The sequence below is a fragment of the Cloacibacterium sp. genome (assembly GCF_047601505.1).
Lineage (GTDB): Bacteria > Bacteroidota > Bacteroidia > Flavobacteriales > Weeksellaceae > Cloacibacterium.
Genome location: NZ_JASGJD010000001.1, coordinates 187473 through 209670, shown reverse-complemented (window position 1 = coordinate 209670; position 22198 = coordinate 187473). Strand labels below are relative to the sequence as shown.

Below are 22198 nucleotides of genomic sequence, written 5' to 3'. Positions count from 1 at the left end.
TTCTGAATTATATACATTAACATTTAGAAAAAAAGAAGAATATGCCTTATTTATTCACATCTGAATCCGTTTCAGAAGGACATCCAGACAAAGTAGCAGATCAAATTTCTGATGCACTTATCGATAATTTTTTAGCTTATGATAAAACCTCGAAGGTGGCATGCGAAACTTTGGTAACTACAGGTCAGGTAGTATTAGCTGGTGAAGTAAAATCAGAAGCTTATCTTGATGTACAAAGTATTGCTAGAGAGGTAATTAATGGTATTGGTTATACCAAAGGAGAATATATGTTTAATGGAGATTCTTGTGGCGTAATTTCTGCAATTCACGAGCAATCTTCAGATATTAACCAAGGAGTTGATAGAAAAGCTGGCGAATCTTTCGAAGAAAAAGCAAATGCTCAAGGAGCAGGAGATCAAGGGATGATGTTCGGTTATGCAACCAACGAAACCGAAAACTATATGCCTCTTGCTTTAGATTTAGCGCATTCAATTCTTAGAGAACTTTCTGCAATTAGAAGAGAAGGTACAGAGATTACTTACCTTCGTCCAGATGCGAAATCTCAAGTAACTATTGAATATTCTGACGACCACAAGCCACAAAGAATAGATGCTATTGTAGTTTCTACTCAGCATGACGATTTTGCTGCAGATGAAGAAATGTTAGCAAAAATCAGAAAAGATATTATAGAAATTTTAATTCCTAGAGTGGTTGCAAAACAAAAACCAGAAATTCAAGCTTTGTTTAACGACCAAATAAAATATCACATTAATCCAACAGGTAAATTTGTAATTGGTGGTCCGCACGGCGACACAGGTCTTACAGGTAGAAAAATTATTGTAGATACTTACGGCGGAAAAGGAGCTCACGGTGGAGGTGCTTTCTCTGGAAAAGATCCTTCAAAAGTAGATAGAAGTGCAGCTTATGCTACAAGACATATCGCAAAAAACCTAGTAGCAGCAGGTGTTGCAGATGAGGTTTTGGTACAAGTTTCTTATGCAATTGGTGTTGCAGAACCTTGTGGTTTATTTATCAGCACACATGGAACTTCTAAAGTAGGTTTAAATGACGGGGAAATTGCTAAAAAAGTAACCGAATTATTCGATTTGAGACCTTATGCAATAGAGCAAAATCTTAAATTAAGAAATCCTATTTATCAAGAAACTGCAGCTTATGGACACATGGGAAGAGATTACTATGTGGCGGATAAAACTTTTAATGCTGGTAAATCTAACGAACTTACTGTTAAAGATTTAGAATTCTTCACTTGGGAAAAATTAGACCGTGTAGAAGATGTGAAAAAAGCATTCGGATTGTAATAATTGATAAATTTTATACATAGAAACCGTTCTTATGGAGCGGTTTTTTTATTTTTACAAAAAAATAGCAAAATGAACTTCAAAAAATATATTTTTATTTTTTCAATCTTATTATTTTCAAACTTCTATAAAGCACAAAACACTGTACATCCTACGGTTTTTGCAGGTTATGAATATCAAAATCAAAGTTTTGGAGAATTAGGAGCAAGATTTATTTTCTTGAAAAATGATGATGCTTTGTACAGAATTTCTGGTTCTGCTTTGTTAGGTTCGGTAAATGGTAAATTTGCTGCATTGCCCAAAATACAAGCAGATGTGTTGTTAAACTTCGAGAAAGGTGCAGATATTCAGCATTCTTACTATTTTTTAGTCGGTGCTGAAACTACTACTAAATTTTTTGCTCCAAAAGCGGGATTTTCTCTTTTTGGGATTGTAGATGTAACGGGAGGCTACGCTTTCAATTATGGTAATCAATTTATCAATGAAAAAGAGTTGAAGGGTTTCAACTTTAATTTTACTGTTAATATTCCGTTAGTGGTTTTAGAATAATTAAGATTTATTTTTTATCCTAAATGTGAATTTTTTGTAATAAATCTTTTATAAGTTAAAAATTTTTATAATTTTGTGAATTATACTAAACAATAGCCTATAAAGCAACTTTACTTCATTTAATAAACTCTAAAACCTAGAGAAACTTGTTTACATAGCGAGGATTCTCTTTTAACATGAAGTAAAGATATGAAAACACTTACTGATAGTTTACTCATTGCCCAATACCAAAAAGGTGACGAAAGCGCACTTTCTGAGTTAATTAGGCGAAATCAAAAAGACCTATATTCATTCATTTTTTATAAAATAATGGATGAAGAGCTTGCAAACGACCTTTTTCAAGATACTTTTATGAAAATTATAGTTTCCTTAAAAGAAGGAAGATATAGTGATGATGGTAAATTTATACTTTGGGCTAAAAGAATTGCTCATAACCTTATCATTGACCATTTTAGGCTCAAGAATAAGTATGTGAAAATTTCTGAAACAACTTACGAGAATGAAGAATTTTCTATCTTCGATTTGCTAAGAGAAACCGAAGAAAATATTGAAGACAGATTGGTTACCAAACAAATTTATGAAGACTTAATGAATATGATGATTTATTTGCCAGAAAATCAACAAGAGGTAATTAAATTGAGGTTTTTTGATGGGTTAAGTTTCAAAGAAATTGCAGAACAAACCAATACCAGCATCAATACAACTTTAGGAAGAGTGCGTTATGCGTTAATTAATATGAGAAAAATCATGGAAGACAATCAGATAATTTTAACTAGGTAATACAATAAAAGGCAGTACTATTTCGTTTATTTTTTAAACAGCCAATTATTGCCTATGAAAAAAAATTACACTTTTAAAGTTCCGATTTTGACACCAAAAAAATCTACTATTGATTTTCTTTTGAATTTTTCAAAGTCTGTTGCGGTAATAAACGCAAACAATAAGAAATACTTAGTTTCTAAAAATTAAATTAAAAATTTATTTTACTTACATTTGTGCCCTATGAAAAACATAAGGCACATTTTTTTTGACCTAGATAATACACTTTGGGATCACCGTAAAAATGCAAAAATTACATTAGAACAACTTTTTAAGAAATATCAAATTCAAGAAAAATATCATTTTACTTTTGATGATTTTCATGTTAAATATGAAGAAATAAATGAACATCTTTGGGATTTGATTAGAGATGGAGAAATAGATAAAGATTATCTTAGAGCGCATCGTTTTCACGATACTTTTTTACATTTTTCTTTGGATAATTTTGAACTGGCTCAAATTTTTGAAAATCAATTTCTAGACGAAATTATTGCTTATAACGAATTGGTAGATGGAAGCTTAGAGTTGCTAGAATATTTAGAATCTAAAGGCTATCAGTTGCATATTATTTCAAATGGGTTCCACGAAGTAACTCATCGTAAAATTGATGGTTCTGGGATTAGAAGATATATGAAAACAGTAACCAGTGCAGATGATGTGAATGTAAGAAAACCAAATCCTATTATTTTTGAATATTCTTTGCAGAAAGCAAATGCAGAAAAATCTGAATCTATTCTTATAGGTGATGATTGGATTGCAGATGTAAAAGGAGCACAAAATTTCGGAATGGATGTTATTTTCTTTGATGCACTTTCAGAAAATAAAACAGAAGAAGGTTTAATTACCGTTCAGAAATTAGAAGAAATTAGAAATTATTTATAACAAAAAAAACACAAATACACGAATGGCTTTAAATGAAAAATTCGTGTATTTGGGGCAAATATTCTACATTCCTAAACTTTCTCTCACTCTTTTTAAGGTTGCAGAGGCTATTTTTCTAGTTTTTTCTGCGCCATCTTTTAATTTTGCGTCTAATTCGTCCAGATTATTCAAATAATAATTGAATTTTTCTCTTTCTGTTTTAAAATTTTCAAGAATTAAATTCAATAACTCTGTTTTAGCATGTCCGTAACCATAATTTCCACCTAAATATTTAGTTCGCATTTCAGAAATTTGAGTTTCGTTTGCTAAGAGAGAATAAATTGCAAAAACTTTGCAAGTATCTGGATTTTTTGGTTCTTCCAAAGGTGTAGAATCGGTCTCAATAGACATTATTTGTTTTTTGAGTTGCTTCTCTGGAAGGAAAATATTGATGATATTTCCTCTAGATTTAGACATTTTATTGCCATCAGTTCCGGGAACATATTTGGTGTCTTTTTGCAATTCTGCCTGAGGAAGTACAAAAACTTCTCCCATTTGATTATTAAATCTAGCGCCAACGTCTCTCGAAATTTCTAGATGTTGCAATTGGTCTTTCCCAACAGGAACTATTTCTGCATCGTACAACAAAATATCTGCAGCCATTAAAATAGGATACATAAAAAGACCTGCATTCACGTCTTCTAATCTATCTGCTTTATCTTTAAAAGAATGCGCCAATTGTAATCTAGTGAAAGGAAAAAAGCAAGATAAGTACCAAGAAAGTTCGCAAACTTCTGGGATATCGCTTTGTCTATAGAAAAAAGTTTTTTCGGTGTCTAATCCACAAGCGAGCCAAGCTGCAGCAATTTCGTAGGTGTTTTGTTTTAGTTCTTCTGCATTTTTAATTTGCGTAAGAGAGTGCATATTTGCGATAAACAAAAACGATTCGTTTTCAGATTTTTTAGACAATTCTATTGCTGGGATAATAGCTCCCAATAGATTTCCTAAATGTGGCGTTCCGGTGGCTTGTATTCCGGTGAGGATTCTTGACATCTTTTTATAATTGATAAATGATGATTGATAATTAATTGTAAAGTTTAGCAAAAATACGGAAAAGAAAAAACTTCAAGAAATTTCTTGAAGTTTATTGTTTTTTTAATTTTATGTTTTGAAAAATTCTTTTCCAAGGGATAAGATATATAATAAGAAAAATTGATAAAAATTTCACTTGTTTAATATTTTTTTTTGATCGTCCAGAAACAAAATATTTATCAAAAGTTTCATCGTATAAAATATCTACTTTGTCAAATGTTTTCTTTGATTTACAGTCTCCTATTTCAACATAATAATCTTTATCATTTATGTTAACTTTGATTGTAGAATTTCTTTTAAATCCACCATAATTAACATCTAAAATAGTGGTGGTGGTAAAATTATTATTTTGCTCAATGTTTTTGTGATGAAAGTAGAAATAAAAGGAAAATATTACTCCAATAATAATTAAAGCAATGATATACAATTGATTCTTGTAATAATATTTTTCTATCATTTAACCTCCACTTTCTCACCTCCAAATTTCGGTTCTACTCCCAAAAGAAAATCTACAAAAACTTTTGCTCTCGCAAAATATTCTCTTACTTTAGTTTTAAAACCAAAATATTTATTGACATCTTTTGCATTGAAACCGTAAGCTTTTATTCCGTAATGTTGCGCCAAAAAAACGGCTCTTTCGTTGTGAAATTTCTGCGAAATAATGATGAATGAATTTTGTCCGAAAATTTTTTTAGCTCTTACTACAGAATCTAAAGTTCTAAATCCTGCAAAATCTAGATAAATTTTTTCTTTGGGAATTCCTCTTTTGATGAGTTCATTCATCATGTCTCCCGGCTCGTTGTAGTTTTTTTTAGAATTATCTCCACTGATGAGGACGTTTCTTATTTTCCCAGTTTTATAAAGCTTTTCAGTAGCATCAATTCTATAGAGAAAATAGGCGTTTTCTTTTCCGTTGCTTAAAAGTTTGCTGGTTCCAAGTAGCAAACCTACTTTTTCGTTAGGTAATTTTTCTAAATCAGAAGTTACAAATTTTTTTGTATCCGACTCTATTTTATAATTTGTCCATAATATAAAAAGGACTGATATTCCGAAGAAAATTAGACTGTAAAGTATTATTTTTTTGAAAAGTTTCATTAGTTGGTTGTTAGTTTTTAGCGGATATGATGAAAAGCTAAATCTCCAAACCGTTTGGAAATGCTTTTTTTCTGAATAGTAGAATAAAGATTGCTCCAATGGTAATTGCAGCGTCTGCTACATTAAAAATATAACTAAAAAACTCAAAATGTCTTCCGAATAAATCAAAAGAAAACATTGGAAAATGGAACATATCTACCACGCAACCTTTCATGAAATGTGAGTATCCTTGTCCAAAAGGTACAAGATTTGAAACGCCACTGTAACCAATCCATGTGTTATAAGTTGGGTCGTAAAAAGAACCACTATCGAAAATCATTCCGTAGAACATTCCGTCTATTAAATTTCCTATTGCACCTGCAAAAATGATGGACATTGGGATAATAAGAAAATTAGAAGCTCCTTCTTTTAGCCATTTTTTGAAGAGGAATATCATTCCGCCAATTAAGAAAACTCTTAAGACAACTAGCAAATATTTGCCTAGAAGTCCGCCAAACTGAATTCCGTATGCCATTCCGGGGTTTTCTACAAAGGTGATTTTCCACCAATCCAAACCGAAAACATTAATGCTTTCGTTAATGCTAAAATGAGTTTTCACGTAAATTTTAGAAGCTTGGTCTATCAATAAAACTAAAAAAGTAATGAAGGCTATTTTTTTCAAAACAAAAATTTTAAATTAATTATTTCTGAGAAAGTTCGTCTAATCTTTTGCGGTCTTTTTCGCTTAAATCTTGGATTCCGTTTTTGCCCATTTTGCTTAGAAGATGGTCTATTTCTTTTTCCCTTTCTCGTTTTGCTGCATTGTATTTGTCATCAATGGTGTAATTTTTAGTTTTATCCGTAAAAAACTTTTCTTTGATTGTATTTCTAAACAGAAATAGAATCACTCCAATAATAATTATCCAAATAATGATGGTAGTCATAATGCGTTGCAAAAATATAAATAAAAGGTTTATAAAGTGAATTTTTAACACCATATAAACCTTAATTTTTTTATAAAAAGATAAAATTATCTCTGCATATTTTTCGCTTCTATGCTTAGTGTAGCATGCGGTACTGCCATTAATCTTTCTTTAGGAATTAATTTACCAGTTACTCTGCATATGCCATAAGTTTTGTTTTCAATTCTCATTAATGCATGTTTCAGGTCTCTTATAAATTTTTCTTGTCTTCCTGCCAAGATAGCATTTTGTTCTTTGCTTAGAGTTTCTGCACCTTCTTCAAAAGCTTTAAAAGTAGGAGAAGTATCATCAGTTCCATTATTTTGGTTATTGATAAAACTCTCGTTAATCATTGTTAAGTCTTTTTCAGCTTTTTCTATTTTAGCTTGTATTAATGCCTTAAACTCTTGTAATTCCGCATCACTGTATCTTACTCTTTCGTCTGCCATAATTCAATTTGAAAATTTAATAATTTGAAAATTTGAAACCAATTATGCTATCTGCGTTAATTTAAAATTTTAGAGATTTTTTTAAATTAATTCTTTTTCAAATTCTCAAATTTTGGTTACGTTTACTTTAAATTTCACTTCATCTATTTCGATTTCTTCCGAAATTGGAAGTGAATTTACAAATTCTATTTTATCTGACAATACTTCTGTACAAATATATGCTTCATTGTTAGTAAGTTCTTGTCTGTAAGGATTGTTTTCTTCTAAAGTTATTGAAATTCTGTTTGTTAAATCAAAATCTTTGTCTTTTCTTAAATTCTGAACTCTATTGATGAATTCTCTCGCAATTCCTTCGGATTTCAGCTCATCAGTTATAGTCAAATCTAATGCCACCGTGGTTTTTCCTTCGCTGGCAACTGTCCATCCTGGGATGTCTTTGGTGAAGATTTCTACATCATCTGAAGTAATTTCGTAGCCAGAAACTTCAATTTTTCCTTCTTTTTCTAATGTTGAAATCTGTTCTCCGTTAAAATTTTGAATTTCTCCGGCAACAGTTTTCATGTCTTTTCCTAATTTCGGGCCTAGTGCTTTAAAATTAGGTTTTATTTGTTTTACAATTAAGTGAGAAGCTTCTTCAGCATTAATTAATTGCAATTCTTTTACATTTACTTCTTGTTTGATGAGTTCTGAAACTGCCAAAATTTGCTCTTCGGTTTTCTTATCCAAAACAGGAATCATCACTTTTTGAAGTGGCTGACGAACTTTCACGTTTTCTTTCTTTCTCAAAGAGAAAACCATAGATGTGATGGTTTGCGCCAAATGTGTTTTTTCTACCAGATTTTGGTCTATTAAAGATTCGTTCACTTTAGGGAAATCTGTTAAGTGAACAGAAGTTGAGGTTTCTTTTCCGGTAACTGCGTTCAAATCTTGATACAATTGATCCATAAAGAACGGAGCTATTGGAGCGGAAATTTTCGCCACGGTTTCCAAACAAGTGTATAAAGTTTGGTAAGCAGAGATTTTGTCTTCGCTGTAATCTCCTTTCCAGAAACGTCTTCTGCACAATCTTACATACCAATTACTTAAATTATCATTCACAAAAGTATTGATGGCTCTCGCTACTTTTGTAGGTTCGTAATCTTCGTAAAATTCGGTAACGTCTTTTACCAAAAGATTCAACTCAGATAAAATCCAACGGTCTATTTCTGGTCTATTTTCAACTTCTTTTTCAGAATAATTAAATCCGTCAAGATTTGCGTACAAACTGAAGAAAGAATATGTGTTGTACAATGTTCCGAAGAATTTTCTACGAACTTCATCTATTCCTTCTAGGTCGAATTTTAAATTTTCCCAAGGATTTGCGTTCGAAATCATGTACCAACGAGTTGCATCGGGACCATATTTTTTCAAAGTTTCAAAAGGGTCTATTGCATTTCCGAGACGTTTAGACATTTTTTGTCCGTTTTTATCGAGAACCAAACCATTGCTCATTACATTTTTATAAGCGATAGAATCAAAAACTGTTGTCCCAATTGCGTGAAGTGTGTAGAACCAACCTCTAGTTTGGTCAACTCCTTCTGCAATGAAATCTGCAGGAAACGCTTTTCCACTGTCTATCATTTCTTTGTTTTCGAAAGGATAATGCAGTTGTGCATAAGGCATAGAGCCAGAATCGAACCAAACGTCTATCAAATCAGATTCACGTTTCATTGGTTTTCTAGTTTCTGAAACCAAAGTGATGGCGTCAACAATATTTTTGTGTAAATCTATTTTTGCATAGTTTTCAGCAGACATATTACCAATTTCAAAATCTTTGAAAGGATTTTCTGTCATAAAACCAGCTTCTATAGATTTTTGAATTTCAATCATTAATTCTTCTACAGAACCCATTACTTTTTGCTCTTTCAAGTCTTCGGTTCTCCAAATTGGCAACGGAATTCCCCAATATCTGGAACGAGAAAGATTCCAATCGTTTACATTTTCTAACCAATTGGCAAATCTTCCTTCGCCTGTAGATTTCGGTTTCCAGTTGATTTCTTTGTTCAATTCTACCAAACGATTTCTTACGGAAGTCATTTTCACGAACCAAGAATCCAAAGGATAATACAATACTGGTTTGTCTGTTCTCCAACAATGTGGATAGCTGTGAACATATTTTTCTACTTTGAAGGCTTTGTTTTCTATTTTTAGTAAAATAGCCAATTCTACATCCCAAGATTTTTCGGGAGCAGTGCCATCGTCGTAATATTCGTTTTTAATGTATTTTCCACTGAAAAGTTCAGGAACGTTTTCGCCTTTTAAAAATTTTCCTTGTAAATCTACCAAAGGAACGAGATTGTCATTCTCATCTTTTACTAACATTGGTGGAATTCCGTTTTCCTGAGCGACTCTGTTATCATCTGCCCCGAAAGTTGGCGCAATGTGTACAATGCCAGTTCCGTCTTCTGTGGTTACAAAATCTCCGATGATTACACGGAACGCTTTTTCGGCGTTTTCCGCAGGCAAAAACCAAGGAATTAATTGTTCGTAAGTAGTTCCTGCTAAATCTTCGCCAGTAAATTCTGCTAAAACTTGGTAAGGGATGGTTTTGCTTTCAGAAGTGTAATTTGCAAAATCTTCATCAGTTCCTTCTACAAATTTTTTCCCGAATTGTTTTGTCAATAACGGACGAGCCAAAATAATATTAATTGGTTCAAAAGTATATTGATTGAACGTTTTTACCAAAAGATATTCTATGTCTCTACCTACGGCAAGTGCGGTGTTAGAAGGCAAAGTCCAAGGTGTGGTGGTCCAAGCCAAAATATGAAATTCAGAACCAAGAGCCGAGATTTGAGATCCTAGATTTTCTGAGAATTTTTTAACTTTAAATTGAGCAACAACAGTGGTGTCAGAAACATCTCTGTAAGTTCCTGGTTGGTTCAGTTCGTGAGAAGAAAGTCCGGTTCCTGCTTTAGGAGAATATGGCTGAATGGTGTAACCTTTGTACAGTAAATCTTTGGTGTATAATTGTTTTAAAAGCCACCAAACGGTTTCCATATATTTTGGTTCGTAGGTAATGTAAGGATTATCCAAATCTACCCAATAACCAATTTTTTCGGTAAGGTCGTTCCAAACGTCTGTATAACGCATTACAGCATTTCTACAAGCTTGGTTGTATTCTTCAACGGTAATTTTTTTACCAATGTCTTCTTTTGTAATTCCGAGTTCTTTTTCTACACCCAATTCCACAGGCAAACCATGCGTGTCCCAACCTGCTTTACGGAAAACTTGTTTTCCGTTTTGAGTTTGGAATCTACAGAAAATATCTTTCAAAGCTCTCGCCATCACGTGGTGAATGCCCGGCATTCCGTTAGCAGAAGGTGGTCCTTCGTAAAAAACATACTCAGGTTTTCCTTGGCGCGTTTCCACGGATTTTTTGAAAGTTTCGTTGGTTTTCCAAAATTCAGAAATGTTGTCTGCAACAGCATTTAAGTTAAGCTGTTTGTATTCATTGAACTTCTTCATTATATCTCGGTTTCTACTATTAAAAATTAAGTCTGCGAATATAATGAATTTTCGTGAATTTTTTGTTAAGTTTTGTTTAAAATTATTGGTTTTAAGAGAGTTAAGTTTTGTGTTGAATTTACTTTTCTTTATTGAAAAATTCCATCAAGAAATAAAAAGCAAAACCAACGATTGCCGAAAGTGAGCTTGCCAAGACAAAACTTCCAATAATGTATTGAAATAAATTGTTTTTTATCATCTCAAAATTAAATTCTTGCTGCGAAAAATTACTATTTCCGGAAACGAAAAAAGAACCCAAAAACATTGAAATTCCTATAATGAAAGGAGCCAAAGGCGCAACGCTGATTTGGGAAAAAATGAATGATAAAAATTTGTTGAGCTTAAAAATAGCCGCTAAAGAAATCGCTAAAACAGTGTGGAATCCCCAAAATGGAGACAAACCAATGAAAATTCCTAGAGAAATGGAAAGCGCTTTGGTTTTATTGCTTCCGTCACTTTCCAGAATATTTTCTTTGAAAAATCTTCTAAAACCTTTCCTGCGAAAATATCGGTAGAATACTTTCTGACTTTGAATGGAGTTTTGGATAAAATTTTTCAAGACATTTTTTTTCTCTACAAATTTAAATCATTTGAACTTATCATAAATTGATTAATTGTTAATAAAACCGTTATGGTCTGTTTTTAATTTGATAGTAAAAATTATAAACATAACAACCAACACAAAAGTTTGCAAATGCTTCCAAACCTGCGCAGATTAGTAAAATAATGCTAATAATAATGCTGTTAATTTCTACAATATTGAAAACTAAAAGCAATAGCGAAAATATAAAACCTACTTGTGCGGCAAATTGTTTCGGTGGGAAATAGATTGGTTTTTGTTCTAATTTAAGAATGCTTACTAATTTTTCGGCAATTAATCCTAAAATGCTCCATTTTCCAAATCCAAATCCTCTTATTGCAAAATCTATAAGTAAGAAAAAAGGAATGAAAATGAAATTGGTTTTGATATAAATGATGGTAAGAATAAAAACCAAAAAGGCGGTTAATCTTATTTTATTTTCTGTAGGCATAAATTTGTTTTATTTTTTTATAAACCGACAGTAAAATTTGTGCTACTGCCGGTTTATTGGTATAAAAATTATTAGAAATTAAAATTAATTCTTGCAAAAACGTATCTTCCGTTTAGTCCAAATTGTGAAGTGGAACGAGAGTAGATAAACTGGTCGTTATTGGTAGAAGCGGTAAGGTTTTTGGTTGGATAAATGTCGAAAACATTGTTTACGCCAAGAGATAAACCTACATTTTTTGTAAATTGATAAGCTGCAGAAACGTCTGTAATTACTTTATCGGCAATAGATTGATGTTCTTGTGCGCCAATTGTTCCGTCACCGTTTACGTCTATTAAATCTGGAGATGTTACTTTTCCGTAATAAGTATTTCTTAGGTAGAAAGAAAAGTCTTTCCAAGAGATATTGTGAGATAATGTAGCTTTCACTCTTGGTGTTGCTTCTTCTAAATAAACTCTAACGTTTTCGGCGAAATATACTTTTTCTAAATCTGGAGATTGTAATAAGCCAGAAGTGTGCGTTGCTCCAACTTTTTTAGTTTTGTTGAGGTTTATCGCAAAATTGTTATCAATTTTCACATTAGAAATTCTACTGTTTTGAGTAATTACAAAGTCTAAACCTTTGGTTTCTGTATCAATTGCATTTACAAAAAATTGAGTTGCATTTACCTGAGCTTCATCGTAAGCAGCTTGTGCAACGGCAGAAACAGCAGCTCTTGAAAATTGTCCAGTTAAAAGAATTCTGTCATCAATTCTAGTGAAATAACCATCTGCTGTAATGGTAAGGTTTGCCGAAGGAATTTTATAAGTAAAACCTACACTTGCTGATTTTGAAGTTTCTTGTTTAAGTTTTGGGATGCCAAGAAGATTTGCAATTTTTGAATCGTTGCTGAATGTTCCTACTTCCAAAAGTTGTCCGCTGGTGAATAAAGTAGAAGTTACATTATAATAAATTTGATGAATAGAAGGCGCTCTGAAACCTGTAGAGCCAGCAAATCTCAAATTGAAATTGTCTGCAACTTTAATTCTTGAGGCTAATTTATAATTGAATGTAGAACCAAAATCTGAATAATTTTCATAACGAGCTGCTGCATCTGCCAAGAACCAATCTGTAATATTAAGCGCAAAATCTACATATCCAGCTACAGATTGTCTGTTTTTGCTTACGGCATTGTCTGGTCTGAAACCTCCGAAAACTTGTGAGCCTCCAGGAAGTGTGTTTCCAAAAAAGTCTGTAGGTTTTTGGTTAGCTGCTGTAGTAGCTGTTTGTGGATTTCCGAAAATGTCATAAGCAGTATATGAAGCTTCTTCTCCTGCAGAAATTTTGAAATTTTCGTATCTGTGTTCTCCTCCAAATGCAATATTTAATCCAGAAAGAATGTCGTAATCTTTATTGAAATCTAAATTGATGGTGTTTTGAGTAAATCTTAAACCTCCAGCGTCAAATTCGTTAGGAGAAGCAAATCTAAGAGAAGTGTTTCCTGTGTTTTTGATGGTGTAATCGAAAGAGTTTTGTCCGAAAGTGTTGCTCAAGTCGATATTCCAACCTTTCCAATCGCCTTTAATTCCTGTAGAAAAAGAAATGTCTTGAATTTGAGTTCCAATTTGAGGAAGGTAACCATTTGGATACAATCCTGTGAATGTTCTAGATTGGTTTGGTCTTCTGTAAAAACCTCCCGAAACCCCGTTTCTGTAGCTATATCCTCCAAAAGTATAAACTTTCCAATGGTCGCTAACAGGAACTTCAATGTTTGCAAAAAGCTGATGGTTGTTTAGTTTAGATTGACCAATTTGCATGTTGAAATCTTTTCTAGTAAGACCTCTGTACGCTAGTTCTTGGTCTGTGAAATTTGTAGTTAGTATTCCTTGAAGTGCCGAAATTGTGTTTGCATTCTGAATTTGACTTTGGTAAGCACTAGAAAAATAATTTACATTTTGTGCATATTGATGGATATAGTCAATAATCTGCTGAGAATTTGGCGTGTTATTAATATTGCTGAAAAGAGATGAAAGATTTACTCCATTTTCTAAGGCACGTTGTTCAATAGCATTGTAAGCATTAAATAGATTTCCGTTTTCTGTTCCCGCTCTAGAAGTAGCGTCTCTAAACTGAGAAGACCAAGTAATGTTGTAGAAGCCTCCTTTTTTGCCAATTTTATTTCCGTAATTTAAATCTACCTGAATGTTTTGTCCGTCAAAATTTCCAGTATGGTCATTAGCTGTTGGAGTAAGATTTCCTCCGTAAGTAAACTGTCCGCTAAGTTTTCCTGTGTCTCTTTTTAATCCTAAATTTATAACTCCAGCTATTGCATCAGAACCATATTGTGCAGAAGCTCCGTCTCTCAAAACTTCTAACCTGTCTATAGCAAAAGACGGGATAGCATTAAGGTCTGTTCCTACAGTTCCTCTTCCTGGCGTTCCGTTTACATTAATTAGAGCAGAAGTGTGTCTTCTTTTTCCGTTTACTAAAACCAAAACTTGGTCTGGTCCAAGACCTCTTAATTGAGCGGGGTCTAAATGGTCTGTTCCATCTGCTGCTGTTTGCACTGTAGAAGTAAAAGACGGTGCAATTATATTAAGAATTTGATTAATATTTGATTGAGGAAGTATGATGCTTTCTTTCTTTAAGTTGAATACATCTACAGGAACGGGACTGTCCGTTTTTGACCTTGCGCCACCTCTAGAACCTAGTAAAACTGTCTCTTCGATGTTTTTTTCTTGCACAGAATCTTTCTTTTGTGCATTTGATAATGTAGGAATTCCTAATCCTGTAATTACCAATAATCCTAACAATTGTTGTTTTCTTTTCATATTTTAAAGTTTAATTTTTTTGAACAAAAAAAGCCCCCAGAAAACTGAGGGCTCATTAATATATATTGTAAATAGAATTTCTACTTAATCAAACATAATGACGCAATTTATTGCCCTCTTATTTTGCATAATAGTAGAACAACAGCACATCATTGTTATAATGTTGCTATAAGAATAGTTTGATATGATTTCGTTTGTTGTCATAAATCTTTGGCAAAACTATATCAAGTTTATTGGTTTTCCAAATTTTTGATGAAAAAATATATTTTTTGTTGTGATAGATAAAATGAATATATCCGAAAAATTAGGTAAAATATGTCATAAAACAAGGAAAAATAATATTAAAAAATCTCGTTTAAAAAAAAGTTTCTACTTTTGCAAAAATTTTGTGTATGTCGAAAAATTTAGTAATCGTAGAGTCACCAGCAAAAGCGAAGACTATTCAGAAGTATTTAGGAAATGATTTTGAGGTAAAATCTAGCTTTGGTCACATCAGAGATTTACCGAAAAAAGGAATGGGGATAGATCTTACCAACTTTACTCCAGATTACGAAGTTTCTGCGGATAAAAAGAAATTGGTAACCGAATTGAAAGCCGCTGTAAAAAAGGCAGATACAGTTTGGTTGGCATCTGATGAAGACCGAGAAGGAGAAGCTATTGCTTGGCATTTGGCTCAAGAATTAAAACTAAAAGAAGATCACACAAAACGTATTGTTTTTCACGAAATTACCAAAAATGCAATTCTAAAAGCGATTGAAAATCCTAGAAAAATAGACCAAAATCTTGTAAATGCACAACAGGCAAGAAGAGTTTTGGATAGAATTGTAGGTTTCGAAATGTCACCAGTTCTTTGGAAAAAAGTAAAAACAGGACTTTCGGCGGGTAGAGTTCAATCTGTTGCAGTGAGATTGGTGGTAGAAAGAGAACAGGAAATTAGAAATTTTAAACCGAGTTCATCATATAAAGTAGAAGCAAGTTTTTTAAATTCCGAAAAGCAAGAAATTGCAGCAAAACTCAAAAAAGATTTTAACGAAGAAAAAGAAGCAGAAGCATTTTTGGAGAAATCTCAAAATGTAGAATTCAAAGTTTTGAATGTAGAAAAAAAACCAGGAACTCGCTCTGCATCTGCACCTTTCACTACTTCTACACTTCAGCAAGAAGCGTCTAACAGATTAGGTTATAATGTAACTTCTACCATGAGAATTGCTCAGCGTCTTTACGAAGAAGGTTACATTACCTATATGAGAACAGATTCTGTTAATTTGTCTCAAGAAGCTATTAATTCTTCAAAAGATTTCATCGAAAAAGAATTTGGGGCAGAATATTCTTCTCCAAGAAATTACACCACCAAATCTGCATCTGCACAAGAGGCTCACGAAGCCATTCGTCCTACAGATTTTTCGGTAAAAGCAATTGGCGATGTACAGTTGAATAAACTCTATCAGTTAATCTACAAAAGAACTTTAGCATCTCAAATGGCGAATGCCAAAATAGAAAAAACGGTTATTGAAATCGGAAATTCAGCTTTGCCAAGTCATTTTGAAGCTCAGGGAGAAGTAATTGTTTTTGATGGATTCTTAAAAGTATATGGAATTTCTAAAACGGATGAAGATGATGAAGAAAACAACGAAAAACTATTACCAAAAGTAAATGTAGGCGAAGTTTTAAGTTATAAAAAAATTACAGCTACCGAAAAATTTACAAAACCAGCAGCAAGATACACCGAAGCAGCTTTGGTAAGAAAGTTAGAAGAATTAGGAATTGGACGTCCTTCTACGTATGCGCCAACTATTCAGACGATTCAGAATAGAGAATATGTTGATAAAAGAGAAATTATTCCTCAGGAAAGAGAAATTGTAAAACTTTCTCTAGGGAAATCTGGTGTTAAAAAAGAAGTTCTAACCGAAAAATTTGGCGGAGATAAAAATAAATTCGTTCCAACAGATATTGGCGAAGTGGTAAATGATTTCTTAACCAGTAATTTTAAAGAAATTTTAGATTACGGGTTTACGGCAAGAGTAGAAGAAGGATTTGACGAAATTGCTCACGGAGCTCAAGAATGGAAAGGAATGATGACGGATTTTTATTCTAAATTCCATCCAAGAATTACAGATGTAGAAGAACACGCAGACAGAGCAACCGGCGAAAGATTATTAGGCGTTGACACAAAAACTGGTAAAAATATTTATGCCAAAATCGGAAGATATGGTGCAATGATACAAATTGGGGAAAATGACGATGAAGAGAAACCAACTTATGCTTCGCTACTTCCAACTCAAAATATCAACACCATTACGCTAGAAGAAGCAACGGATTTGTTTAAAATTCCTTTTGATTTACAAGAATTTGACGGAAAACCAGTTTCTGTAGGTGTAGGAAGATTTGGGCCTTATGTAAAGTGGGGAGAAACATTTATTTCTATTGGCAGAGGAACAGACCCTTTTTCGGTAACGCAAGAAGTTGCAGAGCAATTTATTAAAGATAAAATTGAAGCTGATGCGCCAGTTGCAACTTACAAAGGCGAACCTGTAACCAAAGGAAAAGGTAGATTTGGACCATTTGTAAAATACAAAGATTTGTATGTAAACGTTCCGAAAAAATATGATTTTGATAATCTTTCTCAAGGAGATATTGAAGAACTTATTTCTGCAAAATTAGAAAAAGAAGCCAATCGTTATATTCAGCAATGGGAAAAAGAAAAAATTTCTATTGAAAACGGAAGATGGGGACCATTTATTAAATTTGGAAAAGCAATGTTGAAAATTCCGAAAAAAGATGATGGAAGCAAATTTGAAGCTGAGGAATTAAAGGAAATTTCTTTAGATGAAGTAAAAAAATGGATTATTGCACAAGATAAAACGGCTTTTGCAGAAAAGAAAAAACCTGCGGCAAAGAAACCAGCAGCGAAGAAGAAATAAATTTTTCAAGCAATGTTGCAATGGTTTCACGCAATGATTTTAAAAGAATATAATATCAATGGGAGCGGACTTTAGTCCGCTTTTTTTATTGAAAAATCGCTCTGAGATTTTCAATTGGTAGAATATAATAAGGTAATCAAAAAAGCAACAAGGTTTTTAGGTCGTCGCTCCGCGACTTCGTTTTGTTTTTAATTGGGTTTTCTGCCAAAAGTTCGTCGCTCTGAGACTTTTTTAAGAAACATTCTCTTTAGCCAAAAGTTATTTTGTAAGTTTGTGGGAAAGGAAAAAACAATCTCATAACTCAAAAATTATACTTCGAGACTCAAAAAATGAACATAGAAGACATCATCATCTCACCAAAAAAAATAGAAACTCAACCTTGGCAGTTGGGAAGTGTTATAACCAATGAAATTCCAGAAAATGGTATTTTATTGATATTTTGTAGTGATTATAGAGGCGGAAAAGGAGATGCAATTGCCAAAAATTACGATATTGTAAGGGAAGAATTTTACAAACTTTCAAAATTTGATTTTGAAATTCCTATTTGTGATTTGGGAGATGTTATTTCTGGCAAAACATTAGAAGATACGCATTATATTTTACAAGAAATTCTTTCGGCGTGTTTGTACAAAAATACGGTTCCTATTGTTGTAGGTGGCGGAAATGATTTGTCGATAGCGATGATTCATGCGCTTAATTTTCATCAAAAAAATATAAGATACACGCAAATCAATAATAAAATTGACCTTTCTAACGAGGGCGACGAAATTTCAGAACAAAACTTTTTGCAGAAAATTTTCAATTCTAAATTATTGAGTTTGAAAGATTATCATCATCTCGGATATCAGAAACATTTGAACGAAATAGACGCCGTAAAACTAATGAAAAGCGTGGAGTTTGATGTAGTGAGATTGGCAGAAATGATGGGAAATACCGATAGAATTGAACCATTTTTCCGTAGAGCAGATTTGGTAACGCTTAATTGTGATGCAATAGAAAGTTTTGCCGAACCATTTTCGGTAAATCCTCAAATTAATGGTTTGAATAGAAGAGAAATTTGTGCCGTGATGAAAGAGATTGGTTTAGGAGAAAATCTTAAAATGGCGGGAATTTTCAACTTTAATGCAGATGCAGAAAACATTCTGAATCATCAATTGTTGGCTCAAATGCTCTGGTATTTGTTAGAGGGAATTGATATACAGAAAACGCATCCGAAAGATAGAAAATACGATACTTTTTGGGTTTTGGTAGATGATAGAGAGTTTGCTTTTAAAAGAGACACTTTTACAGGATTGTGGTATTTTGGCAATGATGAAAATATCCAAAAATGTGTGCCTTGTTCGCAATATGAATATGATTTGGCGAAGAATGGTACGTTGAGTGAGAGGCTTTTGAGGGTGTGAAATTGTGAAATCGTAAAACTGTAAAATCGTTAAGTTGTGAAATCGTGAAACTGTAATTTTTTAATCATTTCGCGATTTAACGATTTAGCAATTCAACAAATTTACAAAAAAAAATCAATGAAAATATCTGTAATTGTTCCGGTTTATAACGTAGAAAACTATCTAGAGAAATGTCTAAATTCTCTGGTGAATCAGACGTTGCAGGAAATTGAAATTTTAGTAATTAATGACGGAAGTACAGACGACTCTCAAAAAATAATTGATGTTTTTCAAAATAAATTTCCAGAAAAAATAAAAGCTTTTATTAAAGAAAATGGAGGTTTGAGCGATGCCAGAAATTTCGGAATTGATAGAGCAAACGGAGAATTTTTCGCTTTTGTAGATTCTGATGATTATGTTTCGGAAAAGATGATGGAAGAAATGTATGATTTAGCGATTAAAAATCAAGCTGAGTTGGTAATTTGTAATCTTCAAAAAGTGGATGAAAATGGAAATATAACTCAAAAATTAACTCAAATCCCGAATTTGCCAGAGAAAATTGAGTTAGAAAAGCATTTTTCTGTGTTTTCGGATATTTCTTATTTTGCGTGTAATAAAATTTTCAATAAAGAACTTTTTGAAGGAAAAAGATTCCAAAAAGGAATGCATTTCGAAGATATAGAATTGATACCACAATTATTGTTGAGGTGTAAAACTTTGGCAAAGACAAATGTTTATCATTATCATTATTTGGAGAGGAGTAATTCTATCTCAAAGTCTCATACAGAGCGTGGTTTGGATATACTTAGAGCGGTAGAAAATGTAGAAAAAGCGTTTGAAAAATCTATTTATTCTAGTTGCAAAAAAGAATTGAAAGGTTTTCAGATTTTGGAAGGAGTTTATACGTTTTTGGCGTACTTGGCGTATGTTAAAAATGAGGAGTTTTTTAATAAAATGAACTCAGAGTTTAATCATTTTTCGATGCAAAGAAATATTTCTAAGGCAGAAATCCTTAGTTATAAGCGGTTTGGTAAGAATTATCTATTATCTTTGCCCTTGAGAAAAAAAATTTATTACCTACTTTGTTTCTTTGGACAAACTAGATTGATAAGGAAATTATTATAACAACACGAATGGTATTTCTACATCCTGTATTTACATTTTTATTTGTATTTATGGCGGTTTCTAGCTATTTAGAACTTTATGTTCTGAAGAAAAAGACACCGTTTTTCTTGATTATTGCAGGCGTTTTAATGATTATTTTTTCTGGTTTTAGATATTTTGTAGGAGCAGATTATCCTATTTATAGAAATTTATATTCTGGTTTTTCTCTTTATACTACATATAATGATGTTTTAGATAAAGCACTTTTTATACCAACATCAGAACAAATAGAGTGGATTTATGTATTTCTCAATAAAATTCTATTTGACCTTGGCTCTCCTTTTTATATGGTGACTTTTGTAATGGTTTTGATGTCAATTTCATTGAAATTTACCACTATTTATCAAAATTTAGCTTATCCTGTTTTAGGGGCTTTTATGTATTTTATGCCTTTGTATTTTTTTGAAGATTCTGGGCAGATAAGGCAGGGAATGGGAGTTGCAATTTGTGTTTTTTCTTACCGATATATTAAAGCTAGAAATCTGCCAATGTTTCTACTGATGATGTATATTGCATTAGGTTTTCATAAAACGGCAGTTGCTTTTTTGCCAGCTTATTGGGTTGTAAAAATACCGATGAATAAGGCTCGGATTATAGCAGTAATTGTGATTGCAATTTTGCTTTCGCCTTTTGAAGTTTATAGAATATTTGGAAGTTTGATAGATACAGTTGGTTCGCAAGATGTTTCTGATGGTTTTTCTGGATATGTTAATGACAGCCAGTTTGGTCAGTCTGTGGCTTTTGGGTTGGCAGATATTATAAAAATATTTTTTATTTATATTTTGTATAAATTTGATGAAGATGGTTGCAGAGAAGTAGAATATTATGAATATATGAGGAATCTGGCGGTTTTTGGCTTGTTTTTATTTTATATTTTTCGAGGGAATAGAATATTTGCAATTAGATTGCCAGGAGCTTATATGTTTTTCATGAGCGTTTTTGTGGTTCCAAGTATTGTTTATGCGGCTAAGACAAGGGTTCAAAGAGTCTTACACACTACTTTTATGGTGTATTTGTTTTTAATGTATTTTAATTTTTCTAGCAATAATGGTAAAGCTGGTAATTTCACCACAAGTAAATATAGAAATCATCTTTGGCTAAATTAAAAGTGTATGGATAAGATAGACCTTTTATTACAAGAGTTTAATTTTCCTATTTTCTATTTGAAAGTAGTTTTTTCGCTGCTTTCTTCTTACCTTATTGTATATTATACCATACCAACGATTATTAAAATTTCTCGAAGAAAAAATTTAATGGACGAACCAGGACAAAGAAGCTCTCATGAAAGAAAAATTCCTAATCTGGGCGGAGTTGCAATGTTTTTTGCCATAGCGGTTTGCATATCAATATACGCTTATCAATTATTTGATTTATATAAATTTTTGTTTGCGTCGTTAGTTATTTTACTTTATGTAGGAGTAATGGACGATATTGTGGTGATGAGAGCTTATAAAAAACTACTTGCTCAACTTATTGTTACGGCGATGTTGGTAATTGGTTCTGATGTTAGAATTAGAAATTTGTTTGGCGTTTTTGGCGTTTATGAACTTAATTATTTTCTGAGTGTAATATTCAGTATCATTACATTTATTATTTTGGTAAATGCTTTTAATCTTATTGATGGAATTGATGGACTTGCTGGAACTTACGGTATCATTTGTTTTGCATTTTTTGGGATAAGTTATTACAGATTGGGAGAATATAATTATCCTTTAGTGATATTATCTACTTCAATTATTGGAGCCGTTTTAGGTTTCTTGTATTATAATTTGTCTGAGCGAACCAAAAAGATTTTTATGGGAGATACAGGTTCTATGCTTTTAGGGTTTTTACTCACCTTTACGGCAATCTGTTTTATAGATATTTTTATTGCAAAAAGAGGCCCAGGAGTTGTTTATTATCATTTGAATTCAGCACCAGTAATAGCAGTTGCGATTCTAATTTTGCCTATAATAGATACGCTTAATGTTATTATTATTCGTTTAGCAGAGAAACGATCTCCTTTTGATGCGGATAAAAATCACATTCATCATAAATTACTAAAACTTGGTCTTTCGCATAAAAGAGCAACTTTTTATATTATATTTTATTATTTATTTATTGTAGCTGTTGCTTATTTTTTAAGACATATTGATGTGAATTTACTTTTGGTAATAATCTTGTCTTTAGGTTTTTTAGGAGCATATTTGCCCAATATTTACTCTAAATTCAAAATAAGAAATTAAATG

19 protein-coding genes are annotated in these 22198 nt (G+C 32.3%); 9 read left to right on the top strand and 10 right to left on the bottom strand.

Annotated features, from left to right (window positions below; genetic code table 11):
- Positions 1–41 precede the first annotated feature (41 nt).
- The 4 genes from metK (at position 42) to QM746_RS00880 (ending at position 3569) form a co-directional block, all read left to right on the top strand.
- Positions 42–1319, top strand: coding sequence for a methionine adenosyltransferase (gene metK, locus QM746_RS00895; protein ID WP_374363177.1), 1278 nt, complete (start codon positions 42–44; stop codon positions 1317–1319).
- A 72-nt stretch (positions 1320–1391) separates the two neighbouring features.
- Complete coding sequence (locus QM746_RS00890; protein WP_414982488.1) at positions 1392–1868, top strand: hypothetical protein; 477 nt, start codon at positions 1392–1394, stop codon at positions 1866–1868.
- 189 nt (positions 1869–2057) lie between these two features.
- Entirely contained in the window at positions 2058–2648 is a 591-nt protein-coding gene (locus tag QM746_RS00885; protein WP_414982487.1) for an RNA polymerase sigma factor, read from the top strand.
- A gap of 222 nt (positions 2649–2870) precedes the next feature.
- Complete coding sequence (locus tag QM746_RS00880) at positions 2871–3569, top strand: YjjG family noncanonical pyrimidine nucleotidase (protein ID WP_414982486.1); 699 nt, start codon at positions 2871–2873, stop codon at positions 3567–3569.
- 63 nt (positions 3570–3632) lie between these two features.
- Here QM746_RS00880 and trpS read toward each other — a convergent pair whose 3' ends face one another.
- From trpS to QM746_RS00830, 10 genes are all read right to left on the bottom strand, one after another.
- Positions 3633–4601, bottom strand: a complete 969-nt coding sequence (gene trpS / locus QM746_RS00875) for a tryptophan--tRNA ligase (RefSeq protein ID WP_414982485.1) — start codon at positions 4599–4601, stop codon at positions 3633–3635.
- 91 nt (positions 4602–4692) lie between these two features.
- Positions 4693–5097 carry a hypothetical protein gene (locus QM746_RS00870; RefSeq protein ID WP_414982484.1) on the bottom strand — a complete coding sequence of 135 codons (405 nt, stop codon included), beginning with the start codon at positions 5095–5097 and terminating at the stop codon, positions 4693–4695.
- Complete coding sequence (locus QM746_RS00865) at positions 5094–5735, bottom strand: SanA/YdcF family protein (protein WP_414982483.1); 642 nt, start codon at positions 5733–5735, stop codon at positions 5094–5096. The genes QM746_RS00870 and QM746_RS00865 overlap by 4 nt, the downstream gene beginning before the upstream one ends.
- 37 nt (positions 5736–5772) lie before the next feature.
- Entirely contained in the window at positions 5773–6396 is a 624-nt protein-coding gene (locus QM746_RS00860) for a lipoprotein signal peptidase (RefSeq protein ID WP_414982482.1), read from the bottom strand.
- Positions 6397–6415: 19 nt separating this feature from the next.
- Positions 6416–6658, bottom strand: coding sequence for a DUF6576 domain-containing protein (locus QM746_RS00855; protein WP_414982481.1), 243 nt, complete (start codon positions 6656–6658; stop codon positions 6416–6418).
- An 86-nt stretch (positions 6659–6744) separates the two neighbouring features.
- Entirely contained in the window at positions 6745–7125 is a 381-nt protein-coding gene (locus QM746_RS00850) for a TraR/DksA family transcriptional regulator (protein WP_414982480.1), read from the bottom strand.
- Positions 7126–7230: 105 nt separating this feature from the next.
- A complete protein-coding gene (gene ileS / locus QM746_RS00845) occupies positions 7231–10629 on the bottom strand; it encodes an isoleucine--tRNA ligase (RefSeq protein WP_414982479.1) in 3399 nt (1132 codons plus the stop codon).
- A gap of 118 nt (positions 10630–10747) precedes the next feature.
- The gene (locus QM746_RS00840) at positions 10748–11227 is read right to left on the bottom strand and encodes a DUF2062 domain-containing protein (RefSeq protein ID WP_414982478.1); all 480 of its coding nucleotides are present in this window, start codon (positions 11225–11227) and stop codon (positions 10748–10750) included.
- Positions 11228–11297: 70 nt separating this feature from the next.
- A complete protein-coding gene (locus QM746_RS00835; RefSeq protein WP_414982477.1) occupies positions 11298–11699 on the bottom strand; it encodes a DUF4395 domain-containing protein in 402 nt (133 codons plus the stop codon).
- 71 nt (positions 11700–11770) lie between these two features.
- Positions 11771–14506: a TonB-dependent receptor plug domain-containing protein gene (locus QM746_RS00830; protein ID WP_414982476.1), complete on the bottom strand. Its 2736-nt coding sequence runs from the start codon at positions 14504–14506 to the stop codon at positions 11771–11773.
- Positions 14507–14898: 392 nt separating this feature from the next.
- On the opposite strand from QM746_RS00830, the gene topA reads away from it, so the two are divergent.
- From topA to QM746_RS00805, 5 genes are all read left to right on the top strand, one after another.
- Positions 14899–17424, top strand: a complete 2526-nt coding sequence (gene topA, locus QM746_RS00825; protein WP_414982475.1) for a type I DNA topoisomerase — start codon at positions 14899–14901, stop codon at positions 17422–17424.
- A gap of 329 nt (positions 17425–17753) precedes the next feature.
- Complete coding sequence (locus tag QM746_RS00820) at positions 17754–18827, top strand: formimidoylglutamase (RefSeq protein ID WP_414982474.1); 1074 nt, start codon at positions 17754–17756, stop codon at positions 18825–18827.
- A 117-nt stretch (positions 18828–18944) separates the two neighbouring features.
- Positions 18945–19931 (top strand): glycosyltransferase family 2 protein, encoded by a 987-nt coding sequence (locus tag QM746_RS00815; protein WP_414982473.1) that lies wholly within the window; start codon positions 18945–18947, stop codon positions 19929–19931.
- Between the two features lie 8 nt (positions 19932–19939).
- Positions 19940–21076 (top strand): EpsG family protein, encoded by a 1137-nt coding sequence (locus QM746_RS00810; protein ID WP_414982472.1) that lies wholly within the window; start codon positions 19940–19942, stop codon positions 21074–21076.
- 6 nt (positions 21077–21082) lie between these two features.
- On the top strand, positions 21083–22195 hold the full coding sequence (locus QM746_RS00805; RefSeq protein WP_414982471.1) for a glycosyltransferase family 4 protein: 1113 nt from the start codon (positions 21083–21085) through the stop codon (positions 22193–22195).
- The last annotated feature ends 3 nt before the right edge of the window (positions 22196–22198 follow it).